We start from the raw sequence: 24,165 nt of genomic DNA on the forward strand, positions 1-24,165 counted from the left end.
GCGGGAAAACCGCGCTTGAAGCGGCGCGTGCCAATGATAGGATGGCCGCCCACCCCGATCTTTCGCGAGGCCGCCCGCGGCCCGCCGCCCACGATGTCCGCCAACCGTTTCGATACGCTTGCGCTGCACGCCGGCGCAGCCCCCGACCCTGCCACCGGCGCACGCGCGACGCCGATCTACCAGACCACGTCGTTTTCGTTCCGCGACTCGGATCACGCCGCCGCGCTGTTCAACATGGAGCGCGCCGGCCACGTCTACTCGCGCATCTCGAATCCGACCGTCGCCGTGTTCGAGGAGCGCGTCGCCGCGCTCGAAAACGGCGCCGGCGCGATCGGCACTGCGAGCGGCCAGGCCGCGCTGCATCTGGCGATCGCGACGCTGATGGGCGCGGGTTCGCACATCGTCGCGTCGAGCGCGCTGTACGGCGGCTCGCACAATCTGCTGCATTACACGCTGCGACGCTTCGGTATCGAGACGAGCTTCGTCAAGCCCGGCGACCTCGACGCGTGGCGCGCCGCGCTGCGCCCCAACACGCGCCTGCTATTCGGCGAAACGCTCGGCAATCCGGGCCTCGACGTGCTTGACATCGCCGCGCTCGCACAGATCGCGCACGCGCACCGCGTGCCGTTGCTGGTCGACTCGACCTTCACGACGCCCTACCTGCTGCGCCCCTTCGAGCACGGCGCCGACCTCGTCTACCACTCGGCGACCAAGTTTCTCGGCGGCCACGGCACGACGATCGGCGGGGTGCTGGTCGACGGCGGCACGTTCGACTTCGAAGCTTCCGGCCGCTTTCCCGAATTCACCGAGCCGTACGACGGTTTCCATGGCATGGTATTCGCCGAGGAAAGCACCGTCGCGCCGTTCCTGCTGCGCGCGCGTCGGGAAGGCTTGCGCGACTTCGGCGCGTGCCTGCATCCGCAGGCCGCGTGGCAGCTGCTGCAAGGCATCGAGACACTGCCGTTGCGCATGGAGCGTCACGTCGTCAACACACGGCGCGTGGTCGAGTTTCTCGCCGGTCATGCGGCGGTCGAATCGGTCGCCTATCCCGAGTTGCCGACGCATCCCGACCACGCGCTCGCCAGGCGGCTGCTACCGCGCGGCGTGGGCGCCGTGTTCAGCTTCAACCTGCGCGGCGACCGCGCGGCCGGGCGAGCCTTCATCGAAGCGCTCACGCTCTTCTCGCACCTCGCGAACGTCGGCGACGCGCGCTCGCTGGTGATCCACCCGGCATCGACGACGCACTTCCGCATGGATGCCGCCGCGCTCGCCGCGGCCGGTATCACCGAAGGCACGATCCGTCTGTCGATCGGGCTCGAAGATCCGGATGACCTGATCGACGATCTCAAGCGCGCGCTGAAGGCCGTGCAAAGAACCGCGCAACCGGCGAGCGGCGGTCGTACCGCAACGCCGAACGGCAGCGCCTCACAACAGACCGCCACTGCCGCGCCCGCCGCCACGAGCACCCCCGCCCGCCCGGAGTCCGCATGATCGTCACCGTTCAAGGCAAACCGGCCTACGCCTACACCGGCGGCAAACCCTTCGACGCGAGCCTGCCAACCGCCGTGTTCATCCACGGTGCCGAGCACGATCACAGCGTGTGGGCGCTGCAAAGCCGCTACTTCGCGCATCACGGCTTCGGCGTGCTCGCGGTCGATCTGCCGGGCCACCGACGCAGCGCCGGCCCCGCGCTCGCCAGCATCGCCGCGCTGGCCGACTGGCTCGCCGCGCTGCTCGATGCCGTGGGCGTCACGCGTGCGTTCGTCGCCGGTCACAGCATGGGCTCGCTGATCGCGCTCGACTTCGCCGGCCGCTATCCGCAGCGCGCGACGCATCTTGCGCTGCTCGCCACCGCGCTGCCGATGACGGTCTCCGACGCGCTGCTCGACGCCGCGCTCAATCGCGAGCCCGAGGCAATCGGCATGGTCAACCAGTGGTCGCATTCGACGCTCGCCGCGAAGCCCTCGTGCCCCGGCCCCGGTTTCTGGCTGCACGGCATGAACCAGCGGCTGATGGAGCACGTGTCCGCCAGCGGCGAGCCGCATCTGTTCCACACCGACTTCACCGCCTGCCATACCTATGCGGACGGCCACGCTCGTGCGGCGCAGGTGCGTTGCGCCGTGCGCCTGATCGTTGGTCGGTGCGATGCGATGACGCCGCCGCGCGCGGCGAAAGCGCTTGCCGATGCGTTCGCGCAGGCGGGCACGCCGGTCGACACCGTCACGCTCGAAGCGGGCCACGCGTTGATGACCGAGCAACCCGACGCGACGCTCGATGCGCTGTACGGCTTCGCTTCGCGGCCGCCGCACGAAGCGCGCTGAAGGGACGCGCGTTGGCGGCTCGTCGCGCGCCTCGGTGCTCCGCGGGCGGCCGTCGGGAATGCCGTTGCGAATCGCCACCGAATCACTACCGAACGACCACGATACCCACGCCGAACCCGCCGCGCCATCTGCCGAATGGCCAGGTTGCGCCAGGCAGGCGATCGCCGGAGAATGATTGAAGCTGTCTTTCTCAGCCTCCGGAGGCCGTCATGGCTCATACAGCGCATACCGATCACTTCGCGAACTTCGCGGAGTTTTATCCGTACTACCTGAGCGAGCATCGCAACCTCGTGTCGCGGCGGCTGCATTTCGTCGGCTCGCTCGGCGTCATTGGCTGCCTCGCGATGGCGCTCGCCACCGGCGACTGGCTATGGTTGCCGGCGGCCGTGGTGTGCGGCTACGGCTTCGCGTGGGTCGGCCATTTCTTCTTCGAAAAGAACCGGCCTGCCACCTTCCGTCATCCGTTTTACAGCCTGATGGGCGACTGGGTGATGTTCAAGGACATCTGCGTGGGGAAGATTTCGTTGTAGTTTTATCGGGGCGGCTCGAAGTCTGGCCGCCCTATCATGCTGCCTGGTGCGGCATCGAAGCCGCCGCGCGCTCGCCATCGCCGGGTCGCGCCGCCCGTGCCGCCGCGCGCGAGGCGAGCAACGCGGCGAGCGTCACCTTCAGCTGGTCGTTGTCGAGCGCGGCGAGCAGCATGCCGCCGTCCACGCGCGTGGAGTCGAGTTCGAGCTGATACGCAAGCTCCGCGCGGTCGATCACGAACAGGTCGTACAGCCGCTGCACTGTGACCTGCGCCGGGTTCGCGAGCAGCACGAAGTGCGGGCCGGTATGGTCCTCCTCCAGCCGCGCGATCCACTCGATCTCCTCGAGACGCTGCAACAGCATCAGCGCCGTATCCTTGTCGCGGCGAAGCATCCGGGCAAGCTCCGGCATCGTGTAGCCGCGTCTGCCGCCCTCACGCGCCTCGCACAGCCGCGCGAGCAATTCGAGCGAATCGAACAGATTGCTGCCATAGAACACGGGGCGGTGAAACTGACCGATGCGAATCGCCGGCAACGCCGATGCGATCATCGCGCCGGTCAGCGTGATAAACCAGCACAGGTACATCCACACCAGGAACAGCGGCACCGCGGCGAACGCGCCGTACACCGCCGTATAGGTCGGAATACGGCGCACGTAGTAGCCGAAGCCGCGCTTGGCGAGCTCGAAAGCGACCGCGGCGATCACGCCGCCGACCACCGCGTCGCGCCATTCGACACGGCAGTTCGGCAGATAAACGTAAAGGATCGTGAACGCGAGCATCGTGAACGGCAGCGAGGCGCTCGCGAGCGCCCATTCGATCAGCGGTGTGATGCGCTGCGCGGCGCTAAACGACATCGATTGCGTGAACAGATACGACGAGATGGACAGGCTCACGCCGATCAGGATCGGACCGAGCGTGATGATCGCCCAGTACACGAGAATGCGCTGCGCGACGGGCCGCGCCTTGCGCACGCGCCAGATCACATTGAACGCGGACTCGACGGTCATCATCGTCATCACCGCGGTGACGAACAGGATGATCATGCCGATCGTGGTCAGCCCTTTGGCCTTCGATGCGAACTGGTTCAGATACTTGAAGATCTGATCGTTCAGTTGCGCGGGCATCAGGTGGTCGGCAAGAAAAAACTGCAGCGACGCCTGGAACGAGCTGAAGATCGGAAACGCGGTGAACAACGCAAACGCGACGGTGGCGAGCGGCACGAGCGCGAGCATCGTCGTGAACGTCAGGCTGCCCGCGACTTGCGGAATCCGGTCCTCGCCGATGCGTTGCGCCGCGAATTGCGCGAGCCGTTTGAGCGTGTCGAGATCGAAACGCACCCTAACCAACAAACCTGCCTCCTTGCTTGCTGAACCGTCAGACCGGGACTGCGGGAACTCCGCGCGGCGTTTGGCCGAAGCTCCTGGCCGAACGGCTATGAGCGGTCTGTGCAACTGACCGAACCCCTATAATACCCGTTCAATGATGAGGCCTATGAAAGACATTCTCGTGCTTTATTACAGCCGTCACGGCGCCACCCGCGAGCTCGCGCTGGCGATCGCGCACGGCGTCGACAGCGTCCCCGGCATGCAGGCGCGCGTGCGCACCGTACCGGCGGTCTCCACGGTTTGCGAGGCGAGCGAGCCGGACATTCCCACCGAAGGACCACCGTACGTCGAGCTACGCGACCTCGAAGAATGCGCGGGCCTCGCGCTCGGCTCGCCGACCCGCTTCGGCAATATGGCGGCCGCGCTCAAATACTTTCTCGACGGCACCACGCCGCAGTGGCTATCCGGTGCACTGTCGGGCAAGCCGGCCTGCGTGTTCACGTCGACCGGCAGCCTGCACGGCGGCCAGGAATCCACGCTGTTGTCGATGATGCTGCCGCTGCTCCATCACGGCATGCTGATCGTCGGCATTCCCTACACGGAGAGCGCGCTGTCCACCACGCAGACCGGCGGCACGCCGTACGGCGCCTCGCATTACGCGCGCGCGGGCACGACCGGCCATGGCATCTCCGCCGACGAACGGACGCTGGCGATTGCGCTTGGTGCGCGCGTTGCGCGCACGGCGGCGTCGATGTCCGAAAGGCCGTGAGCGTAAAGCCGTGAACGAACCGGATCCGCAACCCTCCGAACGCGACGACGCCCGTCGTGACGCGGGTGGCGCTGGACTCGCGGCCACGACCTCCGGGGGCCACGCGAACGCGGCGCCCGCAAGCCTCGCGGCGAACGCGTCGGCATCTGCAACCGTCGTGCCCGTGCAACCCAAAGCTGCCGCCGCGCTCGTCGCCGCTTTCACACTGGTCTCGATGATCGTGCTTGCCGTCGCATGGGAATGGTGGCTCGCGCCGTTGCGCTCTGGCGGCTCGCTGCTCGTGCTGAAAGCGTTGCCGCTACTCTCCGCGTTGCCGGGCGTGTGGCGACGTCGGCTTTACACGATGCAATGGGCGTCGATGCTGATCCTGCTGTATTTCGCCGAAGGCGTCGTGCGTGGCTGGAGCGATCATGGCTTGAGCGCGCGGCTCGGCTGGCTTCAGGCGGCGCTCGCCATGATCTTCTTCACCTGCGCACTCGCGTATGTCGGACCGTTCAAGCGCGCGGCGAAACGAGCCGCGAAGCAGGCTGTAAAGTAGGCTGCAAAGCAGGCCGCAAGCGAACCGATCCCGCCCGCCTGAGGCCCAAGCCCCAACACCGTCAACCGATCCACATGACCCACACCGCTTTTCTCGCCGCCTGCCGCGACGCCATCGGCGCGACTCACGTACTGACCGATCCGCACGACACCGCTCCATTTCTGACCGACTGGCGCCGCCGCTACACCGGCGCGGCCTGCGCGGTGCTGTGCCCGGCCACGTCCGCGGAAGCCGCCGCGCTCGTCAGGCTCGCGGTCGAACATTGCGTCGCGCTGGTGCCGCAGGGCGGCAACACCGGCCTCGCGGGCGGCGCGACACCCGACGCAAGCGGCGCGCAGGCGGTCATCAGCCTGCGCCGCCTGAATCGCGTGCGCGACATCGATCCGCACAACAACACGATCACGGTCGAAGCCGGCGTGATCCTCGCCGACGTGCAGAAGCATGCCGAAGCGGCCGGGCGTCTGTTTCCGCTGAGCCTCGCCGCCGAAGGCAGCTGCACGATCGGCGGCAATCTGTCGACCAATGCGGGCGGCACCGGCGTGCTGCGCTATGGCAACACGCGCGAGCTATGCCTCGGCCTCGAAGTGGTGACGCCGCAAGGCGAACTGTGGGACGGCCTGCGCGGGCTGCGCAAGGACAACACCGGCTACGATCTGCGCGACCTGTTCATCGGCGCGGAAGGCACGCTCGGCCTGATCACCGCGGCGGTGCTCAAGCTGCATCCGCAGCCGGCCGCGCGCGTCACCGCGCTCGCCGCGCTCGCGTCGCCGCATGCGGCGCTCGATTTTCTCGCGCTCACGCAACGCGTCGCCGGGCCGCTCCTGACCGGCTTCGAACTGATGTCGGATTTCTGCCTGCGCCTCGTCGGCCGGCATTTCGAGCAGATGCGTTATCCGTTCGCCGAACCGCATGCGCAGGTCGTGCTGCTCGAACTGTCGGACAGCGAAAGCGAAGTGCACGCGCGCACTCTGTTCGAGGGGCTGATGGAAACTGCGCTCGAACAAGGTCTCGTGGAAGACGCCGTGGTGGCGGAAAACCTCGCGCAGTCTCGGGCGTTCTGGAATCTGCGCGAGCACATTCCGCTCGCCCAGGCCGAGGAGGGCCTGAACATCAAGCACGACATCGCGGTGCCGATTTCACGCATCGGCCACTTCATCGAAACCACCGATGCGGCAATCGCGCAAGCCGCGCCGGGGGCACGCATGGTCACGTTCGGCCATCTCGGCGACGGCAATCTCCACTACAACGTGCAGGCGCCCGAGGGCGTCGATGCGAAGGCGTTTCTGCGGCAGTACCAGAGCCCGATCAACCGGATCGTCTACGACAGCGTCGATGCGCATCGCGGCAGCATCAGCGCGGAACACGGACTCGGCCAGCAGTTGAAGATCGACGAAGCCGCCCGCTACAAGCAGGACGTCGAGGTGCGGATGATGCGCGCGATCAAGCAGGCGCTCGATCCGCTGAACCTGATGAATCCTGGCAAGGTGCTACGCTAATGTCTGAAGCCTGCGCGATCCGGCGCGCAGGCGTTTTGCAGGAGTCGCGTCCGTGAAGATTCGCGTGCTGTCCGATCTGCATCTGGAAAACGACGAGCCTGAACTGATCCCGCATGCGCAGGCGGATCTCGTGGTGCTGGCGGGCGACATCCACAATCATGCGGCCGGCCCGCGCTGGGCAGCGCAGGCGTTCGACGACGCGGTGCCGGTCGTCTACGTGCCGGGCAATCACGAGTACTACGACGGTGAATTCGGCGCGCTGGAGAGCGCGATGCTCGACGCGGCCGCGCAGGTCGATAACGTGCATATGCTGAACAACGCCGCGCTGGTCGACAGCCAGGGCCGCTGGCGCGTGCTCGGCACGACGTTGTGGACAGACTTCGCGCTGTACGGCGCGACGCCGGATGCAATCGAGGAATCGATCGTCGCCGCGCGCCGGGTCATGCTCGACTATCGCGGGCTGATCCAGATGAACTGGCCGCACGACCCGCGCGACGCCGCGCGCGACTTCACGCCCGCCGATTCGCTCGCGCTGCACCAGCATGCGCGCGCGTGGCTCGAAAGCGAGCTTGCCAAACCGTTCGCCGGCCAAACGATCGTGGTCACGCATCACGCGCCGCATCGGCTGAGCCTGGCCGGGCGTTTTGCCGAAGACCGCGTGTCGGCCGGCTTCGTCAACCATCTGCCCGAGCTCGTGCGCGCGCCTGTCGCGTTGTGGATTCATGGCCACACGCATACGTCGTTCGACTACGTGGTGGACGGCACGCGCGTCGCGTGCAATCCGCGCGGCTATTTCGACCGGCGCACGCGCCAGTGGGAAAATCCACTGTTTGCGTGGGACAAGGTCGTCGAGATCTAGCGGGTACTAGCGGGCCTCTTGCATCGGATCAACCCGCCGCCGCTCACCGCTCGCGCCGCTGCGCATCCTGTGACTCGACCTCGACCGGCACGAGCTGCGGCTGCTGTTCGCGCATGCGGCGCAGCAGATCGCGCGACGCGGCGACGCCGATCAGTCCAAACATGACGGCCAAGCCGATCATCAGGTGCGTATCCATGGATGTGTCGTCCTTCAGTGGTTACGAGGCGCCGAACGGCGGCGAATCCAGCGCGTCCGGCCAGAGCGACGACGCGTGAACGACACGTTAACAAATCGGCTGCGCGGGAGAAGTAAAGAAATGTTGCGACGCGGCGCGTGTGTAACAGCTGTCACGCCGCGTGCCCACTCCGCGTGCCGCACTCCGCGTGTCGCTCGAACGTCAATGCATGACGAGCAGACCGTTCAGGTCCGCACGAACTGCCGCAACTCCTCCTGATCCGCCGCCAGCGTCGAAGGCAACTCGTCGCGCAGGAATTCGACCCACGTGCGGATCTTCGCATCGAGATACTGCCGCGACGGATACAGCGCATACAGATTCATCTGCTGCGACGTGTACTCGGGCATCAGCCACACCAGTTCGCCGCTGCGCAAACGGCTGATCGCCGAGTAGATCGGAATCAGCGCTACGCCCATGCCCTGGGCGACGGCCACGACCATCGCCTCGGCCACGTTCACCTGAAACGTCGCCGCGCCGAGCGAGACGGTTTCCTCGCCGTGCGGGCCGTCGAAGGTCCATTTGTCCGGCGGATTCACCGGCGTCACCATCTGCAGGCAGGCGTGCTGCGCGAGGTCCGCAGGCGTTTGCGGCACGCCGCGCCGTTCGAGGTACGCCGGCGACGCGCACGCGATGCTGAACGCGCTGCCAAGGCGCTGCGACACGAGCCCCGAATCCGGCAGGCCGGTCGCGAGCGTCAGCGACACGTCGAAGCCTTCGTCGAGCAGATCGGGCATGCGCTGCGCGAGCGTCAGTTCGATATGCACGTCCGGGTAGCGCTGCTGATAACGGCCCACGGCCGGCACCACGTAGTGCTGGCCGAAGCTCGTCATCGCGTGAACCTTGAGCTTGCCGGACGGACGCGCGTGCGCGTCGCTCGCCTCGGCCTCCGCCTGATCCACGTACGCGAGAATCTGCTCGCAGCGCTGCAGATAGCGCTCGCCAGCTTCGGTCAGCGCAATGCGGCGCGTGGTCCGGTTCAAAAGCCGTGTGCGCAGATGCGCTTCCAGATCCGAAACCGCGCGCGACGCGTAGGCCGTCGTCGTATTCAGATGCTGCGCGGCGCCCGTGAAGCTGCCCGCTTCGACGACGCGGACGAAAACGCGCATGTTTTGAAGCGTGTCCATACCTATCCTCAGAAATCGGCAGCGATTGTTACACGATCAGCAATGGCGATTATCTCATCTCTGGCAAAAATGCCTTGCATCTTTACCGGTTATTCCGCAATCGATCGAAAAATATAATTGCGCACAAGCTTCTATAGTCAAATTTGGAGGAAATCGTGCAGTCTCCGGTACCCAAAGGGATCGCCGCAGTCGCGGTTCTTACGATCCTATTAACAATCGCCGGATGCGCAAGTACCGGAGGCGTCGCGCCGCAAACGCACACGATCAATCCTGCGTCGCTCGATGCGGGCAACGCAATCCGCGCCGCCAACGCCGATGCGCAGTGGCCCGCCGCCGACTGGTGGCGCGCTTATAACGATCCGCAGCTGGACCGGTGGATCGCGGACGCGCAAGCCGGCAATCCCAGTCTCGCGGTCGCCCAGGCGCGCGTGCGTGAGGCGGCGTCGATGGCCGGCGTCGCGCGCGCGGCGCTCGCGCCGCAAGTCAACGGCAGCCTGTCGATCCAGCGCCAGCAGTGGGCCGACAACGTGTTCTACGGTCCGGGTCCGCTCGCCGGCGAGCAGTCGTGGAACAACACCGGCACGCTCGGCCTCGCGTATCACCTCGACTTCTGGGGCAAGGACAAGAACGCCGCAGAGCGCGCGCTCGACCTCGCGCACGCCAGCGCCGCCGATGCGCGCGCCGCGCAGCTCGAACTGCAGGCGAACGTCGTGCGCACCTATATCGAGATGTCGCTGAACTACGCGTTGCTCGACATCGCGAAGTCCACGCTGCAGCAACAGCAGCACATCGTCGACCTCGCGAACCGGCGCCTGAAGGGCGGCATCGGCACGCAGCTCGAAGTGAGCCAGGCCGAGACGCCGATGCCCGAGTACGAGCGCCAGATCGAAGCGATCGACGAGAAGATCGCGCTCGGCCGCAATCAGTTGGCCGCGCTCGCGGGCAAGGGTCCGGGCGCCGGCGACGCGATCCAGCGCCCGACGCTGTCGCTCGCCGCGCCCGCCGGCCTGCCGGCCGCGCTGCCCGCGGATCTGATCGGCCACCGGCCGGACGTGGTCGCGGCACGCTGGACGGTCGCCGCGCAGGCGCGCGGCATCGACGTCGCCAAGGCCGGGTTCTATCCGGACATCAACCTGCTCGCGTCGATCGGAGGCTATGCGGCGATGGGGCCGCTGTTCCAGTTCCTGAAGAGTCCGTCGCATAGCTGGAGCGTGGGTCCCGCGCTGACGCTGCCGATCTTCGACGGCGGCCGGCTGCGCTCGCAGCTCGGCGCGGCGTCGGCGGGCTACGACGAGGCCGTCGAGCGCTACAACCAGTCGATCGTAGGCGCGCTGAAGGACATCTCCGACCAGGTGATCCGCATCCGTTCGCTGACCACCCAGGCCGACGACGCCGAGCGCTCGGTCGCCGCCGCGCGCAGGAACTACGAGCTGTCGCGCGAAGGCTACCGGCGCGGCTTGACCGACTATCTGAACGTGCTGGTCGCACAAAACCAGTTGCTGCGCGCCCAGGAAGGCGTCGCCAAAGTGCAGGCCGAGCGGCTCGGCGCGCATGCGTCGTTGATGACGGCGCTCGGCGGCGGTCTCGACGATCCGGCCAACGGTCCGCGGGATAACGAAACGTTGCCGGCGCATGGCAAGGGCAGCGGCGAGAGCAAGAGCGGCGCGGTGAGTAGCGACACGGCAACAGCGGATGCGGATGCCAACGCCAACGCAAAGACCAACGCGGCCATCACCACCGCCTCGCACGCCCCGAACGCGCGCGCGTCCGACTAAGGAAGACCATGTCCTCCTCGCCCTCCCCGTCGAGCGCGCGCCCCGCCTCGTTCGCCGCGCTCTACGAAGCCGCCGCCCACTGGGCGCGCACCGACGGCCTCGTATGGATCTATCTGTTCAAGTCGCTCGCCGCGTGCTTCCTCGCGCTCGGCATCGCGATGAAGCTCGATCTGCCGCAGCCGCGCACCGCGATGACCACCGTGTTCATCGTGATGCAGCCGCAAAGCGGCGCAGTGTTCGCGAAGAGCTTCTATCGGATCTGCGGCACGCTGGTCGGTCTCGTCGTGATGCTCGCGCTGATCGGACTGTTCGCACAGCAGCCGGAGCTGTTCCTCGTCACGACCGCGATCTGGGTCGGCATCTGCACCGCCGGCGCCGCGCGCAATCGCAACTTCCGTTCGTACGGCTTCGTGCTGGCGGGCTATACGGCCGCGCTGATCGGCATCCCCGCTTCGCAGCATCCGGACGGCGCGTTCCTGAGCGCGCTCACGCGGGTTGCGGAAGTGGTGATCGGCATCATCTGCGCGGGCGCGGTCAGCGGCCTCGTGTTTCCGCAGTTCGCCGGCCTGCAGATGCGCGGCACCGTGCGCGCGCGCTTCTCGGCGTTCGTCGAGTACGTGTCGGCGTCGCTTGCCGGGCGCAACGACCGCGCGCAGATCGAGGCGACCAATGCACGCTTCGTCGCCGACATCGTCGGCTTCGAGGCCGCGCGCAGCATCGCCGTGTTCGAAGGCCCCGATTCGCGGATGCGCGGCGGGCGCCTCGCGCGTCTGAACAGCGAGTTCATGACCGCGTCGACGCGCTTTCACGCGCTGCATCAGCTGATGAACCGTCTGCGCGACAGCGGCACGCACGGCGCGGCGATCGCGATCGCCGCGCTCGAACCGTACTTCAAGGAGATCGCGCCGTTGCTCGCGAAGTCGGGCGAGCCGGTGCTGAGCGCGGCCGACGCCGCGCACGCCGCGGCCCAGCTCGACACCTACAGGAGCGAGTTGCCCAAACGCGTGCGCGCGACGCGCGACGAGCTCGAAACACACCCCGACGCGCCGTTGCTCGATTTCGACACGGGCGCCGAGCTGCTGTACCGCTTCATCGACGACCTGCACGCGTACGCGGCGACCTACGCGTCGCTCGCCGTCGACAAGCACGCGCGCGAACGCTGGATCGAGCGCTACGAGCCGAAAACCAACGCGATCGCGGCCGGCGTCGCGGGCCTGCGCGCGGCCATCGTGATGATGGTGCTCGGGGCGTTCTGGATCGCCACCGCTTGGCCGAGCGGCTCGACGTTGACGCTGGTCGCAGCGACCGTGTGCGCGCTCGCGTCGGCCTCGCCGGATCCGAAGCGCACCGCGTTCAAGATGGCCGGCGGCACGGTGCTCGCGACGCTGATGGGCATGATCGCGGTGTTCGGCGTGTATCCGCACATCGACGGCTTCGTGCTGCTGTGCGTCGCGCTCACGCCGTTCCTGCTGCTCGGCGTGTTGATGACCACGCGTCCGACGCTCGCGGGCTACGGCGTCGGCTACTGCATCTTCTTCTGCTTCCTCGCCGGCCCAGACAACGTGATTCACTACGACCCGAGCGCGTTCATGAACGACGCGCTCGCGCTGGTCCTGTCGATGCTGGTGTCGTCGATCGCGTTCGCGGTGCTGCTGCCGCCGTCGACGCCGTGGCTGCGCAACCGCCTGCTCGTCGACCTGCGCCGCCAGGTGCTGCTGGCCGGCCGCGCGGGTCTGGCACGCGTGCGCTCGCGTTTCGAAAGCGGCGCGCGCGATCTGATGTTCCAGATCGACGCGCTGTCGCAGAACGAGCCCGAAACGAAGCGCGACACGCTGCGCTGGCTGTTTTCGGTGTTGGAGGTCGGCAACGCGGTGATCGACCTGCGCCGCGAAATCGCGACGCTGCCCAACGAGCCGCGCTACCACAAAGCGGCACCGTGGCGCGTCGCGCTGCGCGCGCTGCGCGATGCGCTCGCGGCGCTGTTCGAGCGGCCGCGGCAGCAGCACTTCGCGCGCGCGCTCGCGGCGACCGCCGATGCGATCGCGCAAGTGCAGCAGCTGATGGCAGGCTTCACGCCATCGCGTGAAGAACGCCATCAGCTGTTGCGCATCCTCAGTCAACTGCATTTCATCCGTACCGCGCTGCTCGATCCGCAGTCGCCGCTTGCCTCGGCGATCGGCGCGCGCGCGGACGCATCAGAAGAAGAAGGAGTTCCTCATGCCGCGTGATATCGCCGTGCTCGATGCCTATGTGCCGGCCATTGTGCTGCTGTTCATCGCGGGCGCCGCGCTGACCTGGCTCGTCGACCGCTTGATCGCCTATACGGGCCTCTATCGCGTGGTGTGGCACCCCTCCCTGTTCCGGGCCAGCTTGCTCGTGTCCGTGTGCGGCCTTCTCGGCCTCGCCGTTTATCGTTGATCAGAGTCGAAACATGACCATCCGAAATCTTGTGGGCTTCATCGCGACAGCCGTCATTTTCATCGTCGCGATCGTGATTGGCCGCGTGCTGTGGGTCCATTACATGGACGAACCGTGGACCCGCGACGGCCGCGTGCGCGCCGAGATCGTCAACGTCGCGCCCGACGTGTCGGGCGCGATCGTCGATCTGCCGGTCAAGGACAACCAGTTCGTGAAGAAGGGCGACCTGCTGATGCAGATCGATCCGTCGCATTACCAGATCGCGGTCGAGCAGGCGCAGGCCGCCGTTGCCGCGCGCAAGGCCGAGTTGCAGATGAAGCGCGACGACGCGCAACGGCGCGCCGACATGGATTCGCAGGTGGTGTCGAAGGAAAGCCGCGAAAACGCGACGCACACCGCGTCCGCCGCCGATGCCGCCTATCAGCAGGCACTCGCCGCGCTCGACGCCGCGAAGCTGAACCTCGAGCGCACGCGCGTGGTGTCGCCGGTCGACGGTTACGTGACGAACCTGTCCGTGTTCCGCGGCGACTATGCGACTGCCGGCGCCGCGAAGCTCGCGATCGTCGACAGTCACTCGTTCTGGGTGTATGGCTACTTCGAGGAAACCAAGCTGCCGCACGTGCGCGTCGGCGATCGGGCCGAAGTGCGGCTGATGAGCGGCGGCACGCTGCAAGGCCATGTGGAGAGCATCTCGCGCGGCATCTACGACCGCGACAATCCGCAAAGCCACGAGCTGCTCGCGGACGTGAATCCGACCTTCAACTGGGTGCGCCTCGCGCAGCGCGTGCCGGTGCGCGTGCAGATCGACTCGGTGCCGCCCGACGTGATGCTGGCGGCGGGCACGACCTGCACGGTGGTCGTGCGGCCGGGGACGGGCTCCGGCTCCTCGTTGGCCAACGCGAGCTGACGCCCGCGCCGCCTTTTATAGCCTGAACTGCCCCACCATCGCCTTCAGCCCGCGTGCCTGATCGTCGAGCGAGCGGGCCGCGGCGGTGGCCTCCTCCACCAGCGCGGCGTTCTGCTGCGTGCCCGAGTCCATCTGCGTGACCGCGAGATTGATCGCCTCGATACCGGCGCTCTGCTCGGACGACGCCGCCGAAATCTCGCCCATGATGTCGGTCACGCGCTTCACGGCCTTGACGACTTCGTCCATCGTCTGACCGGCGTCCGCGGCGAGCGTCGAGCCGTTGCCGACGCGCTCGACCGAAGTCTGGATCAAGCCCTTGATCTCCTTCGCGGCCGCCGCGCTGCGTTGCGCGAGGTTGCGCACTTCCGCCGCGACGACCGAAAAGCCGCGCCCCTCCTCGCCCGCGCGCGCCGCCTCGACGGCCGCGTTCAACGCGAGGATGTTGGTCTGGAACGCGATCCCCTCGATCACGCCGATGATGTCGCCGATGCTGCGCGCGCTGTCGTTGATGTCGTTCATCGTCGCGACCACGCGGCTCACGACTGCGCCGCCCTGCTCGGCGATCGCCGACGCGTTGTTCGCGAGCGTGCTCGCCTGCTTTGCGTTGTCGGCGTTCTGACGCACCGTCGAGGTCAGCTGCTCCATGCTGCTCGCGGTGCGCTCGAGCGCGAGCGCCTGCTGCTCGGTACGCTGCGACAGATCGAGATTGCCCATCGAAATCTGCCCGGACGCGGTCGCGATCGCATCGGCGCTCGACGCGATGTCGGCAACCGTCGTCGCGAGTCCGCTTTGCATGTCGGACAGCGCGAACAGCATGCTCGCACGGTCCTTGCCGCCGAGCACGATGCGGTTCGACAGATCGCCCGCGGCGATGCGGCGCGCGATCTCCTTCGCGTACGCGGGCTCGCCGCCGAGCTGCGCGGTGAGCCGCCGCACGACCCACGCGGCGATGCCGACCGCGAGCACGATCAGTGCGAGCGTCATCGCCGCGATCATCACGAACGACGAGTGATAGATGAAGCCGGACGCGTCGATCGTCGCCTTCGCGGCGGTGCCGCGCTGCGCGACGAGTTCGTCGACGAGCTTTTCGAGCTTGCCGGTTTCGACGAGCAGCGACACGTCCTGCGTGCCGACCTGCCAGTTCATCTGCGACAGATCGAGCGGCTGCGCTTTCACGAGCGTGACGAAGTCGCGCAGATGACCGCTCCATGCCGCGACCGCCGCGGCGAATGCCTTCTGCGCGCCGACCGCCTTCGCGTCCGACTTATCGACGTACTGCTGGAGCGTGCGCAGTTGCTCGTCGAGACCCGCGAGGCCGCGCTCGATATCGGCCCCGAGTTCGTCGCGCTCCTTCGCGGTGGTCGCGGTTAGCAGCATCTTTTGCGCGCGGCTCGCGCGCAGCATGTGGCCGCGCGCTTCCTCGGCGGCGCGGCTCGCGACGTGGCCCTGGTCGTAGATCGATTGCGTGGACGCGTTCAGCCGGCCGATCTGCAGCAGCGAAAACACGCCGATCAGCAGCGTGCCGGCGAGCAGAATCGCAAACGCAATCCGTAGCGTCGCCTTGACCGACAGGCCCTTGAACTTCGTTGCCGCTGCGCTGTGTGCCACTGCATCCATAGTCTCCGTCCCCACATGTCGACGCGCCGGAAGGTCGGTTCCGGCATCACCACTTATCTCTCCGGGTCTACGGCAGACCGTCCCGCGATCTTGAATTTCGCTTGCGCAAGCCGCGGCGGGTCGTGCGCCGCTTGCCATTCCCGGTTCCATGTTCGACGCGCTGCTTCGTGAGCCGCGCAATCGCGAGCGCTTTATACCGTGGCCAAAAACTCGCCAAAAGAAGTTTCTTCAGGTCAGGGCTGACGATTCATCCTTCAGTGCCGAATGAAAAGTCATCCGCCCCCTTGTCCGATTCGCGACAAAACTTGTCCTTACAATTCGCTCCGGCCACATTAAACTTCGGCTAAATATTCAAAACGCCGGTTGCCGCGACGAAACGCCGCAGTGCTTCGCGGAACGCGCCTCGCAGGCGTGTGCTGCCCGCACCGGTTTTCGGTGCCGATTTTTCATTCCACCGTTTTCCCCGATCTTTTTCTAGCGTATGGAAACGAGCCTCGATAAAAACGCCCTTGCCGGCGCATCCGCCACGGGGGCGAGCGCGTCCCCGGCCGCCGCCGCTCCGGCGGCCGCCAAGGTCCAGCGCACGGTGTATTCCGTGCTCGGTGCGATCAGCTTTTCGCACTTGCTCAACGACATGATCCAGTCGCTGATCCTCGCCATCTACCCGATGTTCAAGGACAACTTCTCGTTGTCGTTCGGGCAGATCGGTCTGATCACGCTGACCTACCAGATCACCGCGTCGCTGCTGCAGCCGCTCGTCGGCAGCTATACCGACAAACATCCGAAGCCGTACTCGCTGCCGGTCGGCATGGGCTTCACGCTGACCGGGCTGCTGCTGATGTCGGTCGCGCCGAACTTCGGCGTGCTGCTGGTCGCCGCGGCGCTGGTCGGCTGCGGGTCGTCGGTGTTCCATCCGGAATCGTCGCGGGTCGCGCGGATGGCCTCGGGTGGCCGTCACGGTCTCGCGCAGTCGTTGTTCCAGGTCGGCGGCAATGCGGGTTCGTCGCTCGGGCCGCTGCTCGCCGCGCTGATCGTGATTCCGCACGGGCAACGCAGCATCGCGTGGTTCTCGGCGGCGGCGCTCGTCGCGATCGTCGTGCTCACGCAGATCGGCCGCTGGTACAAGCGTCATCCGTCGGTCAGGAAGGCGCGCGGCCAGGGCGCGCATGTGACGCTGCCGCGTAACAAGATCATCCTGGCGATGAGCGTGCTGGTGTTGCTGGTGTTCTCCAAGTACTTCTATCTCGCCAGCATCAATAGCTATTTCACGTTCTATCTGATCGACAGGTTCCATCTGTCGGTGCAGGCCGCGCAGATCCATCTGTTCGTGTTCCTCGCGGCGGTCGCGGCGGGTACGGTGATCGGCGGGCCGATCGGCGACAAGATCGGGCGCAAGTACGTGATCTGGGTGTCGATTCTCGGCGTCGCACCTTTTACGCTGCTGTTGCCGTATGCGAATCTGTTCTGGACTGGTGTGCTGACGGTTGTTATTGGGGTGGTGCTCGCCTCGGCGTTCTCGGCGATTCTTGTTTATGCGCAGGAGTTGATCCCTGGGAAGGTCGGGATGGTGGCTGGGTTGTTCTTTGGTTTTGCCTTTGGGCTTGGCGGCGTGGGCGCCGCAGTGCTTGGGGAACTCGCCGACGCTACCAGTATTGCGTTTGTTTATAAGGTTTGTTCGTTTTTGCCGTTGATTGGGGTGCTGACTGTGTTGTTGCCGGATGTTGAGGGGAAGCGGGTTAAAGGGTGAGCGCGTGCCGCGGGGTTGGGGGCTTTTTTCCTTATCGTGCGGTGTTGGCCTTTCCTTGCTGGCTTGTCGGTCTATTGGCGTTGCCCCTGTGCGGGGCGGCACCTACTTTCTTTGCTGCTGCAAAGAAAGTAGGCAAAGAAGACAGCTCAAACCGCCAACTCTTAAGCGGGTCCCTCGGTCTGCATCAGGCAGTGGTGCATCTGGAATCCGTGCCCTCGCACATTCCGCGCTTGTGACAAGGCAGTCATTCTTCCGGCGGCGCTACGCGCGCCGAAACCCCGTTCCAAAACCACCGGTTGTTTCGGCGCATCGCCGAGGCGCAGCCGAGGGTTCCCGCTGCGCGGGCAAAACCATTGGTTTGCCAGGCAGACCCGTCCGCGACGCACGTAGTGCGGAGCGGGAGGGATGACGGCCTTGTCACGAACGGGGAATGTGCGGGGGCCCGGATTCCAGATGCACCACTACCCCTTCCAAGCCAGGGGACCCGCTTATGGGCTGGCGGTTTTAGCTGTCTTCTTTGCCTACTTTCTTTGCAGCAGCAAAGAAAGTAGGTGCCGCCCCGCACAGGGGCAACGCTAATAGACCGATAACAAAGCAAGGAAAGGCCAACCAAGCCAGAACAACGACTTCCTTCTGTCGCCCTTCGCCCTTACGGCGAACCCGCTTGCCCCTCCTCCCGCCCGTGGCTATGCTTGTGCGCATAACCAGCGCCGCACCGGGCGCGCAATTTGCGATTCCGTTTCATCCAACCCCGTCCACTCCCGCCGCACGAGGATCGCCGCCGATGACCCGCTACCGCGATTTCCACCGCCGCTCGATCGACCACCCCGAAGCCTTCTGGCGCGAAGAAGCCCGGCGCATTCACTGGCACACGCCATTCGGCACCGTGCTCGACCGCTCGAAGCCGCCGTTCGCGCGCTGGTTCGTCGGCGGTCGCACGAACCTCTGCCATAACGCGGTCGACCGGCATCTGGCCGAACGCGCGCAGCAAAACGCGCTCGTCTACGTATCGACCGAAACCGGCATCGAGCGGCACTACACGTATGCCGATCTGTACGCCGAAATCAACCGGATGGCCGCCGTCATGCGCTCGCTCGGCGTGAAGCGCGGCGACGTCGTGCTGATCTATCTGCCGATGATCCCCGAGGCGCTCTTCGCGATGCTCGCGTGCGCGCGGCTCGGCGCGATCCACTCGGTCGTGTTCGGCGGCTTCGCGGCGCCGAACCTCGCCACGCGTATCGACGACGCGAAGCCCGTGCTGATTGTCACTGCCGACGCCGGCGCACGCGGCGGCAAGGTGGTCGACTACACGCCGCTCGTCGACGAAGCGCTCGCGCGCGCCATGCACAAGACACCGCATGTGCTGCTGATCGACCGGCAACTCGCGCCCGCCCGACTGAACGCACCCTACCTCGTCGCCTACGAGCCGCTGCGCGAACAGTTCTTCGACGCCCACGTCCCGTGCGAATGGCTCGAATCGAACGAGCCGTCGTACGTGCTGTACACGTCGGGCACGACCGGCAAACCGAAGGGCGTGCAGCGCGATGTCGGCGGCTATGCGGTCGCGCTCGCGGCATCGATGGAGTACATCTTCGAGGGCAAGCCCGGCGACACCATGTTCACCGCGTCCGACGTCGGCTGGGTGGTCGGCCACAGCTACATCGTGTACGCGCCGCTGATCGCGGGGCTGACCACCGTGATGTACGAAGGCACGCCGATTCGCCCGGACGGCGGCATCTGGTGGCGGCTCGTCGAACAGCACAAGATCAACCTGATGTTCACCGCGCCGACCGCGATACGCGTGCTGAAGAAGCAGGACCCGGCGCTGATGAAGGCGGCCGATCTGTCGAGCCTGCGCACGCTGTTTCTCGCCGGCGAACCACTCGACGAACCGACCGCCGAATGGATCTCCAACGCGTTGAACAAGCCGGTGATCGACAACTACTGGCAGACGGAAACCGGCTGGCCGATGCTCGCGATTCCGCGCGGCATCGAGGCACTGCCGACCAAGCTCGGTTCGCCGGGCGTGCCCTCGATCGGTTATAGCCTGACCGTGCGCGACGAGCTGACCGGCGCGCCCTGCGCGCCCGGCGAGAAAGGCGTGCTGACGCTCGACTATCCGCTGCCGCCGGGCTGCATGTCGACGGTATGGGGCGACGACAGGCGCTTCGTCGGCACCTACTGGTCGAGCGTGCCGAACCAGCAGGTCTATTCGACGTTCGACTGGGGCGTGCAGGACGAGGACGGCTACGTGACGATCCTCGGCCGCACCGACGACGTCATCAACGTCGCGGGCCATCGCCTCGGCACGCGCGAGATCGAGGAGGCGCTGTCGAGCCATGCGGCTGTCGCGGAAGTCGCGGTGGTCGGTGTGACCGATCCGGTCAAGGGTCAGGCGGCCATGGCCTTCGTCGTGCTGCGCGGCGTGCATGGAGAAGGCGACCCGAGCGAGCGCGCGCGGCTCGAAGCCGAGCTGGCGATGACGGTCGACCGCCATCTCGGCTCGATTGCGCGGCCCGCGCGCGTGGTGATGGTATCGATGCTGCCGAAGACGCGCTCCGGCAAGCTATTGCGCCGCGCTATCGCGGCGCTCGCCGAAGGGCGCGAGCCGGGCGATTTGCCGACGATCGAAGATCCGGCCGCGCTGCAGCAGGTGCGCGACGCGCTCGGCGACGGCAGGAAGAAATAAGCGGGCCGATCAGCGGACGAACAAGCGGGCGCTCAGCCCGCGGTGTCCCGCGTGCCGAGAAAGCGCGCGAGAATCGCGTTCGAATACGTGCCCGCGATCCCGGTCAGGAACGACATGAACGATCCGGGCGCGTGGTCGTCGGCGGTATCGGAGATCGTGCGCACGACCGCGCACGGCACGCCGTACTCGTAACAGACCTGCGCGATCGCCGCGCCTTCCATCTCGACCGCGAGCGCGTCGGGCAGCGCGTCGCGCAACGCCGCGACGGCCGCCGCGCTCGCGACGAACTGATCGCCGCTGACGATCAAGCCGCGATGCACGCGCGGCGCGCGCGTGCCGAAGCGCGCCGCGCAGGCCGCGCCTTCCTCGGCGACGAACTGCTCGCATGCGGCGGTTAGACGGTCGGCGAGCGCCGCATCGGTGGTGAAGCGCGACATGCCGAGCAGCGGCACCTCGAAGCGCGGAAAAAGCGGCGACGCGTCGACATCGTGCTGCATCAGCGCGCTCGCAACGACGATGTCGCCGACATGCACGTCGCCGCCGACACCGCCCGCGACACCGGTGAACACGATCGCCTCGACATCGAACGCGTGGATCAGCGCGCTGACCGTCGCGGCCGCCGCGACCTTGCCGACGCGCGCGAGCGTGACGACGCACGGCGTGCCGTGCACGGTGCCGACGTGGTAGTCACGCTGGCCGTGCGTGACCGTGCGCACGCCGGACTCGGCGCGCATCGCTTCGATCAGGTCGCCGAGTTCCTGCGGCAACGCGGCCAGAACGCCGAGCGGCCGCCGCGCATCGTGGCTGAGATTCAAGGGCGTGCTCATTCGACCGCCTGCAATTTAGCCACCGCCAGCGCCAGCCACTTTTCGCCGTGCCGCTTGAAGCGGACCTGCGCTTTCGCGTCGGTGCCGTTGCCTTCGAGTGCGGTGATCGTGCCTTCGCCGAACTTCGTATGGAACACCTGCTGGCCGACGCGGAAGCCCGCTTCGGCCGCGCGTTGCTCGTTCGCGAACGCGGGCGCCGGCGCGGCGGTCACCGCCGCCGTCGACGCCGAACCGCCGCCGTACCCAGGCCGTGCGAACCAGTCGCGCCCGTAGCCGGCGTTGTCCGAGCGGCCGCCCCAGCGCGAGCCCGCCTCGACCTTCGGCGTCAGCCACTTCAGCGTTTCGTGCGGCAATTCGTCGAAGAAACGCGAGCGGATGTTGTAGCGGGTCTGGCCGTGCAGCATCCGGCTCTGCGCGAAAGACAGGTACAGCCGCTCCTTCGCGCGCGTGATCGCGACGTACATCAAACGCCGCTCTTCTTCGAGGCCGTCGGCCTCCATTGCGCTGTTCTCGTGCGGGAACAGCCCCTCTTCGAGGCCGGTGATGAACACCGCGGTGAATTCGAGCCCCTTTGCCGCGTGCACCGTCATCAGCTGCACCGCTTCCTGGCCGGCCTGCGCCTGGTTGTCGCCCGCTTCGAGCGATGCGTGCGACAGAAAGCCCGCGAGCGGCGTCATCGTGTCGGGGTTTTGCGCCGGATCGGCGATGCCCGGTGCGTCGAGGACCACCGTGGTCGGATCGTCGGTCGCGACCGCGAGTTCGGGCGCGGCGCTGGCTCCTGGGCGCAGCGGAATCGAGCGCGCGGGCGTATCGAGCCCGTAGCCTTCTTCGCTGACGAACGCGGCGGCCGCGTTGACGAGTTCCTGCAAGTTCTCGAGCCGCTCCTGACCTTCGCGCTCGTTCTGATAGAAGTCGGCGAGACCGCTCGCGCGGACCACGTACTCGACGGTCTCCGGCAAGCTCATCTGCTGCGTGTCGGCGCGCATCTTGCCGACGAGGTTCGCGAAAGCGGCGAGGCTCGAGCCGGCCTTGCCGGCGACGTAGGGAATCGCCGCGGCCATCGAGCAGTTGTACAGACGCGCCGCGTCGGCGAGCTGTTCGATCGAACGCGCGCCGATGCCGCGAGTCGGGAAATTGACGACGCGGCCGAACGCGGTGTCGTCGTTCGGGTTGTCGATCAGGCGCAGGTATGCGAGCGCGTGCTTGACTTCCTGACGTTCGAAAAAGCGCAGGCCGCCATACACGCGATACGCGATGCCCGCGTTGACGAGCGTGTGCTCGATCGTGCGCGACTGCGCGTTGCTGCGGTAGAGCACCGCGATTTCGCTGCGCGACAGGCCGGTGTTGATCAGCGCGCGGATCTCTTCGACGATCCAGCCGGCCTCCTGCGAATCGGTCGCCGATTCGTAGACGCGCACCGGTTCGCCGTGGCCCGCATCGGTACGCAGATTCTTGCCGAGGCGTCGCGAGTTGTTCGCGATCAGCTGGTTGGCGGCATCGAGAATATGGCCGTGCGAACGATAGTTTTGCTCGAGCTTGATCAGATTGCGCACGTTGAACTCGTGCTCGAAGTCGCGCATGTTGCCGACGTTCGCGCCGCGGAACGCGTAGATCGACTGGTCGTCGTCGCCGACCGCGAAGATTGCGTTGTGCTGGCCCGCGAGCAGCTTTAGCCACGCGTATTGCAGCTTGTTGGTGTCCTGAAACTCGTCGACGAGGATGTGCCTGAAGCGCGCCTGGTAATGCGCGCGCAGCGGCGGATTGTGCGCGAGCAGTTCGTAGCAGCGCAGCAGCAGTTCGGGGAAGTCGACGACGCCTTCGCGCTGGCATTGCTGATCGTAGGCTTCGTAGAGTTCGACGAACTTGCGGTTGAAGTTGTCGGTGGCGTCGACGTCTTTGGGGCGCAGGCCCTGCTCTTTCGCGTTGTTGATGAAGTACTGGAGATTTTTCGCGGGGTACTTTTCGTCGTCGATGTTGAGGCCCTTCATCAGGCGCTTGATCGCCGACAGCTGATCCGCGGTATCGAGAATCTGGAACGTGGCGGGCAGCCCGGCGTCGCGGTGATGCGCGCGCAGCATCCGGTTGCACAGGCCGTGGAACGTGCCGATCCACATGCCGCGTGTGTCGATCGGCAATAGCGCCGAGAGGCGCGCCATCATTTCGCGGGCGGCTTTGTTCGTGAAGGTCACCGCGAGGACGGTCGCGGGGGACGCGAGGCCTTGCTGAATCAGCCACGCGATGCGGGTGATCAGGACGCGGGTTTTGCCGCTCCCCGCGCCCGCCAGGATCAGGGCGGGCTCATTCGGGAGCGTTACGGCGGCGTGTTGTTCGGGGTTTAGATTCGAGAGGAGGTCGGGCATTTTTTTGCTGAGGCGCAGTTCGGGGGACATTATATGCCCCGGCGGGGGCAGCGCTTTTTTTGGTTTTTTTGTTCTTCTGGATATGGGTTGGGGTTTTTTCGTTGTTCTGGCGGTGTTGGCCTTTCCTTGTTGTCTTATCGGTCTATTAGCGTTGCCCCTGTGCGGGGCGGCACCTACTTTCTTTGCTGCTGCAAAGAAAGTAGGCAAAGAAGACAGCTAAAACCGCAAACTCTTAAGCGGGTCCCCTGGCTTGGAAGCGGTAGTGGTGCATCTGGAATCCGGGCCCCCGCACATTCCCCGTTCGTGACAAAGCCATCATCCCTCCCACTCCGCACTACGTGCGTCGCGGACGGGTCTGCCAGGGAACCCAATGGTTTTGCCCGCGCAGCGGGGACCCTCGGCTGCGCCTCGGCGATGCGCCGAAACAACCGGTGGTTTTGGAACGGGGTTTCGGCGCGCGTAGCGCCGCCGGAAGAATGACTGCCTTGTCACTGGCGCCGAATGTGCGGGGGCACGGATTCCAGATGCACCACTACCTCATGCAGACCGAGGGACCCGCTTAAGAGTTGGCGGTTTGAGCTGTCTTCTTTGCCTACTTTCTTTGCAGCAGCAAAGAAAGTAGGTGCCGC

Annotated in this window: 19 protein-coding genes; 13 read left to right on the top strand and 6 right to left on the bottom strand. The window is 66.3% G+C overall.

Annotation, left to right across the window (positions count from 1 at the left end; genetic code table 11):
• Nucleotides 1-93: 93 nt before the first annotated feature.
• The 3 genes from HDG39_RS12115 (at nucleotide 94) to HDG39_RS12125 (ending at nucleotide 2,851) form a co-directional block, all read left to right on the top strand.
• Nucleotides 94-1,491 carry an O-acetylhomoserine aminocarboxypropyltransferase gene (locus HDG39_RS12115; protein ID WP_184006181.1) on the top strand — a complete coding sequence of 466 codons (1,398 nt, stop codon included), beginning with the start codon at nucleotides 94-96 and terminating at the stop codon, nucleotides 1,489-1,491.
• Nucleotides 1,488-2,321 carry an alpha/beta fold hydrolase gene (locus HDG39_RS12120; protein WP_184006182.1) on the top strand — a complete coding sequence of 278 codons (834 nt, stop codon included), beginning with the start codon at nucleotides 1,488-1,490 and terminating at the stop codon, nucleotides 2,319-2,321. Before HDG39_RS12115 ends, HDG39_RS12120 begins: the two co-directional genes overlap by 4 nt.
• A 209-nt stretch (nucleotides 2,322-2,530) precedes the next feature.
• The gene (locus HDG39_RS12125; protein ID WP_184006183.1) at nucleotides 2,531-2,851 is read left to right on the top strand and encodes an Mpo1-like protein; all 321 of its coding nucleotides are present in this window, start codon (nucleotides 2,531-2,533) and stop codon (nucleotides 2,849-2,851) included.
• Nucleotides 2,852-2,885: 34 nt separating this feature from the next.
• Here HDG39_RS12125 and HDG39_RS12130 read toward each other — a convergent pair whose 3' ends face one another.
• Nucleotides 2,886-4,199 (bottom strand): YihY family inner membrane protein, encoded by a 1,314-nt coding sequence (locus HDG39_RS12130; RefSeq protein ID WP_184006184.1) that lies wholly within the window; start codon nucleotides 4,197-4,199, stop codon nucleotides 2,886-2,888.
• Nucleotides 4,200-4,341: 142 nt separating this feature from the next.
• Between HDG39_RS12130 and wrbA the strand changes: the two genes are divergently transcribed.
• The 4 genes from wrbA to HDG39_RS12150 all read left to right on the top strand — a co-directional run bounded on the left by wrbA (nucleotide 4,342) and on the right by HDG39_RS12150 (nucleotide 7,837).
• The gene (wrbA, locus tag HDG39_RS12135) at nucleotides 4,342-4,944 is read left to right on the top strand and encodes an NAD(P)H:quinone oxidoreductase (protein WP_184006185.1); all 603 of its coding nucleotides are present in this window, start codon (nucleotides 4,342-4,344) and stop codon (nucleotides 4,942-4,944) included.
• A gap of 10 nt (nucleotides 4,945-4,954) precedes the next feature.
• On the top strand, nucleotides 4,955-5,482 hold the full coding sequence (locus HDG39_RS35065) for a DUF2069 domain-containing protein (protein WP_184006186.1): 528 nt from the start codon (nucleotides 4,955-4,957) through the stop codon (nucleotides 5,480-5,482).
• A 74-nt stretch (nucleotides 5,483-5,556) separates the two neighbouring features.
• Nucleotides 5,557-6,978 (top strand): FAD-binding oxidoreductase, encoded by a 1,422-nt coding sequence (locus HDG39_RS12145; protein WP_184006187.1) that lies wholly within the window; start codon nucleotides 5,557-5,559, stop codon nucleotides 6,976-6,978.
• Nucleotides 6,979-7,030: 52 nt separating this feature from the next.
• Nucleotides 7,031-7,837 carry a metallophosphoesterase gene (locus tag HDG39_RS12150; RefSeq protein WP_184006188.1) on the top strand — a complete coding sequence of 269 codons (807 nt, stop codon included), beginning with the start codon at nucleotides 7,031-7,033 and terminating at the stop codon, nucleotides 7,835-7,837.
• Nucleotides 7,838-7,880: 43 nt separating this feature from the next.
• On the opposite strand, the gene HDG39_RS12155 is transcribed toward HDG39_RS12150, so the two are convergent.
• Together HDG39_RS12155 and HDG39_RS12160 are read right to left on the bottom strand one after the other, a co-directional pair.
• Nucleotides 7,881-8,033, bottom strand: a complete 153-nt coding sequence (locus HDG39_RS12155) for a hypothetical protein (RefSeq protein ID WP_184006189.1) — start codon at nucleotides 8,031-8,033, stop codon at nucleotides 7,881-7,883.
• 224 nt (nucleotides 8,034-8,257) lie between these two features.
• Entirely contained in the window at nucleotides 8,258-9,196 is a 939-nt protein-coding gene (locus HDG39_RS12160) for a LysR family transcriptional regulator (protein WP_184006190.1), read from the bottom strand.
• 155 nt (nucleotides 9,197-9,351) lie between these two features.
• Here HDG39_RS12160 and HDG39_RS12165 point away from each other — a divergent pair, with 155 nt between their 5' ends.
• From HDG39_RS12165 to HDG39_RS12180, 4 genes are read left to right on the top strand one after another with little or no spacing between them, the layout of a single operon-like run.
• The gene (locus HDG39_RS12165) at nucleotides 9,352-10,971 is read left to right on the top strand and encodes an efflux transporter outer membrane subunit (RefSeq protein WP_184006191.1); all 1,620 of its coding nucleotides are present in this window, start codon (nucleotides 9,352-9,354) and stop codon (nucleotides 10,969-10,971) included.
• Nucleotides 10,972-10,979: 8 nt separating this feature from the next.
• Nucleotides 10,980-13,199: an FUSC family protein gene (locus tag HDG39_RS12170; protein WP_184006192.1), complete on the top strand. Its 2,220-nt coding sequence runs from the start codon at nucleotides 10,980-10,982 to the stop codon at nucleotides 13,197-13,199.
• Entirely contained in the window at nucleotides 13,189-13,389 is a 201-nt protein-coding gene (locus HDG39_RS12175; protein WP_184006193.1) for a DUF1656 domain-containing protein, read from the top strand. Before HDG39_RS12170 ends, HDG39_RS12175 begins: the two co-directional genes overlap by 11 nt.
• Before the next feature lie 13 nt (nucleotides 13,390-13,402).
• Entirely contained in the window at nucleotides 13,403-14,296 is an 894-nt protein-coding gene (locus HDG39_RS12180; protein ID WP_184006194.1) for an efflux RND transporter periplasmic adaptor subunit, read from the top strand.
• 15 nt (nucleotides 14,297-14,311) lie between these two features.
• On the opposite strand, the gene HDG39_RS12185 is transcribed toward HDG39_RS12180, so the two are convergent.
• The gene (locus HDG39_RS12185) at nucleotides 14,312-15,913 is read right to left on the bottom strand and encodes a methyl-accepting chemotaxis protein (RefSeq protein ID WP_184006195.1); all 1,602 of its coding nucleotides are present in this window, start codon (nucleotides 15,911-15,913) and stop codon (nucleotides 14,312-14,314) included.
• A 481-nt stretch (nucleotides 15,914-16,394) separates the two neighbouring features.
• Between HDG39_RS12185 and HDG39_RS12190 the strand changes: the two genes are divergently transcribed.
• Nucleotides 16,395-17,660, top strand: a complete 1,266-nt coding sequence (locus tag HDG39_RS12190) for an MFS transporter (RefSeq protein ID WP_184006196.1) — start codon at nucleotides 16,395-16,397, stop codon at nucleotides 17,658-17,660.
• Between the two features lie 784 nt (nucleotides 17,661-18,444).
• Nucleotides 18,445-20,349 (top strand): propionate--CoA ligase, encoded by a 1,905-nt coding sequence (locus tag HDG39_RS12195; RefSeq protein WP_184006197.1) that lies wholly within the window; start codon nucleotides 18,445-18,447, stop codon nucleotides 20,347-20,349.
• A 32-nt stretch (nucleotides 20,350-20,381) separates the two neighbouring features.
• Here HDG39_RS12195 and HDG39_RS12200 read toward each other — a convergent pair whose 3' ends face one another.
• The gene (locus HDG39_RS12200; protein WP_018421182.1) at nucleotides 20,382-21,176 is read right to left on the bottom strand and encodes a 5'-methylthioadenosine/adenosylhomocysteine nucleosidase; all 795 of its coding nucleotides are present in this window, start codon (nucleotides 21,174-21,176) and stop codon (nucleotides 20,382-20,384) included.
• On the bottom strand, nucleotides 21,173-23,536 hold the full coding sequence (locus HDG39_RS12205; protein ID WP_184006198.1) for a UvrD-helicase domain-containing protein: 2,364 nt from the start codon (nucleotides 23,534-23,536) through the stop codon (nucleotides 21,173-21,175). Before HDG39_RS12205 ends, HDG39_RS12200 begins: the two co-directional genes overlap by 4 nt.
• Nucleotides 23,537-24,165: the final 629 nt, after the last annotated feature.

The organism is Paraburkholderia lebeckiae, assembly GCF_014201005.1.
In the GTDB taxonomy this organism is placed as follows: Bacteria; Pseudomonadota; Gammaproteobacteria; order Burkholderiales; family Burkholderiaceae; genus Paraburkholderia; species Paraburkholderia tuberum.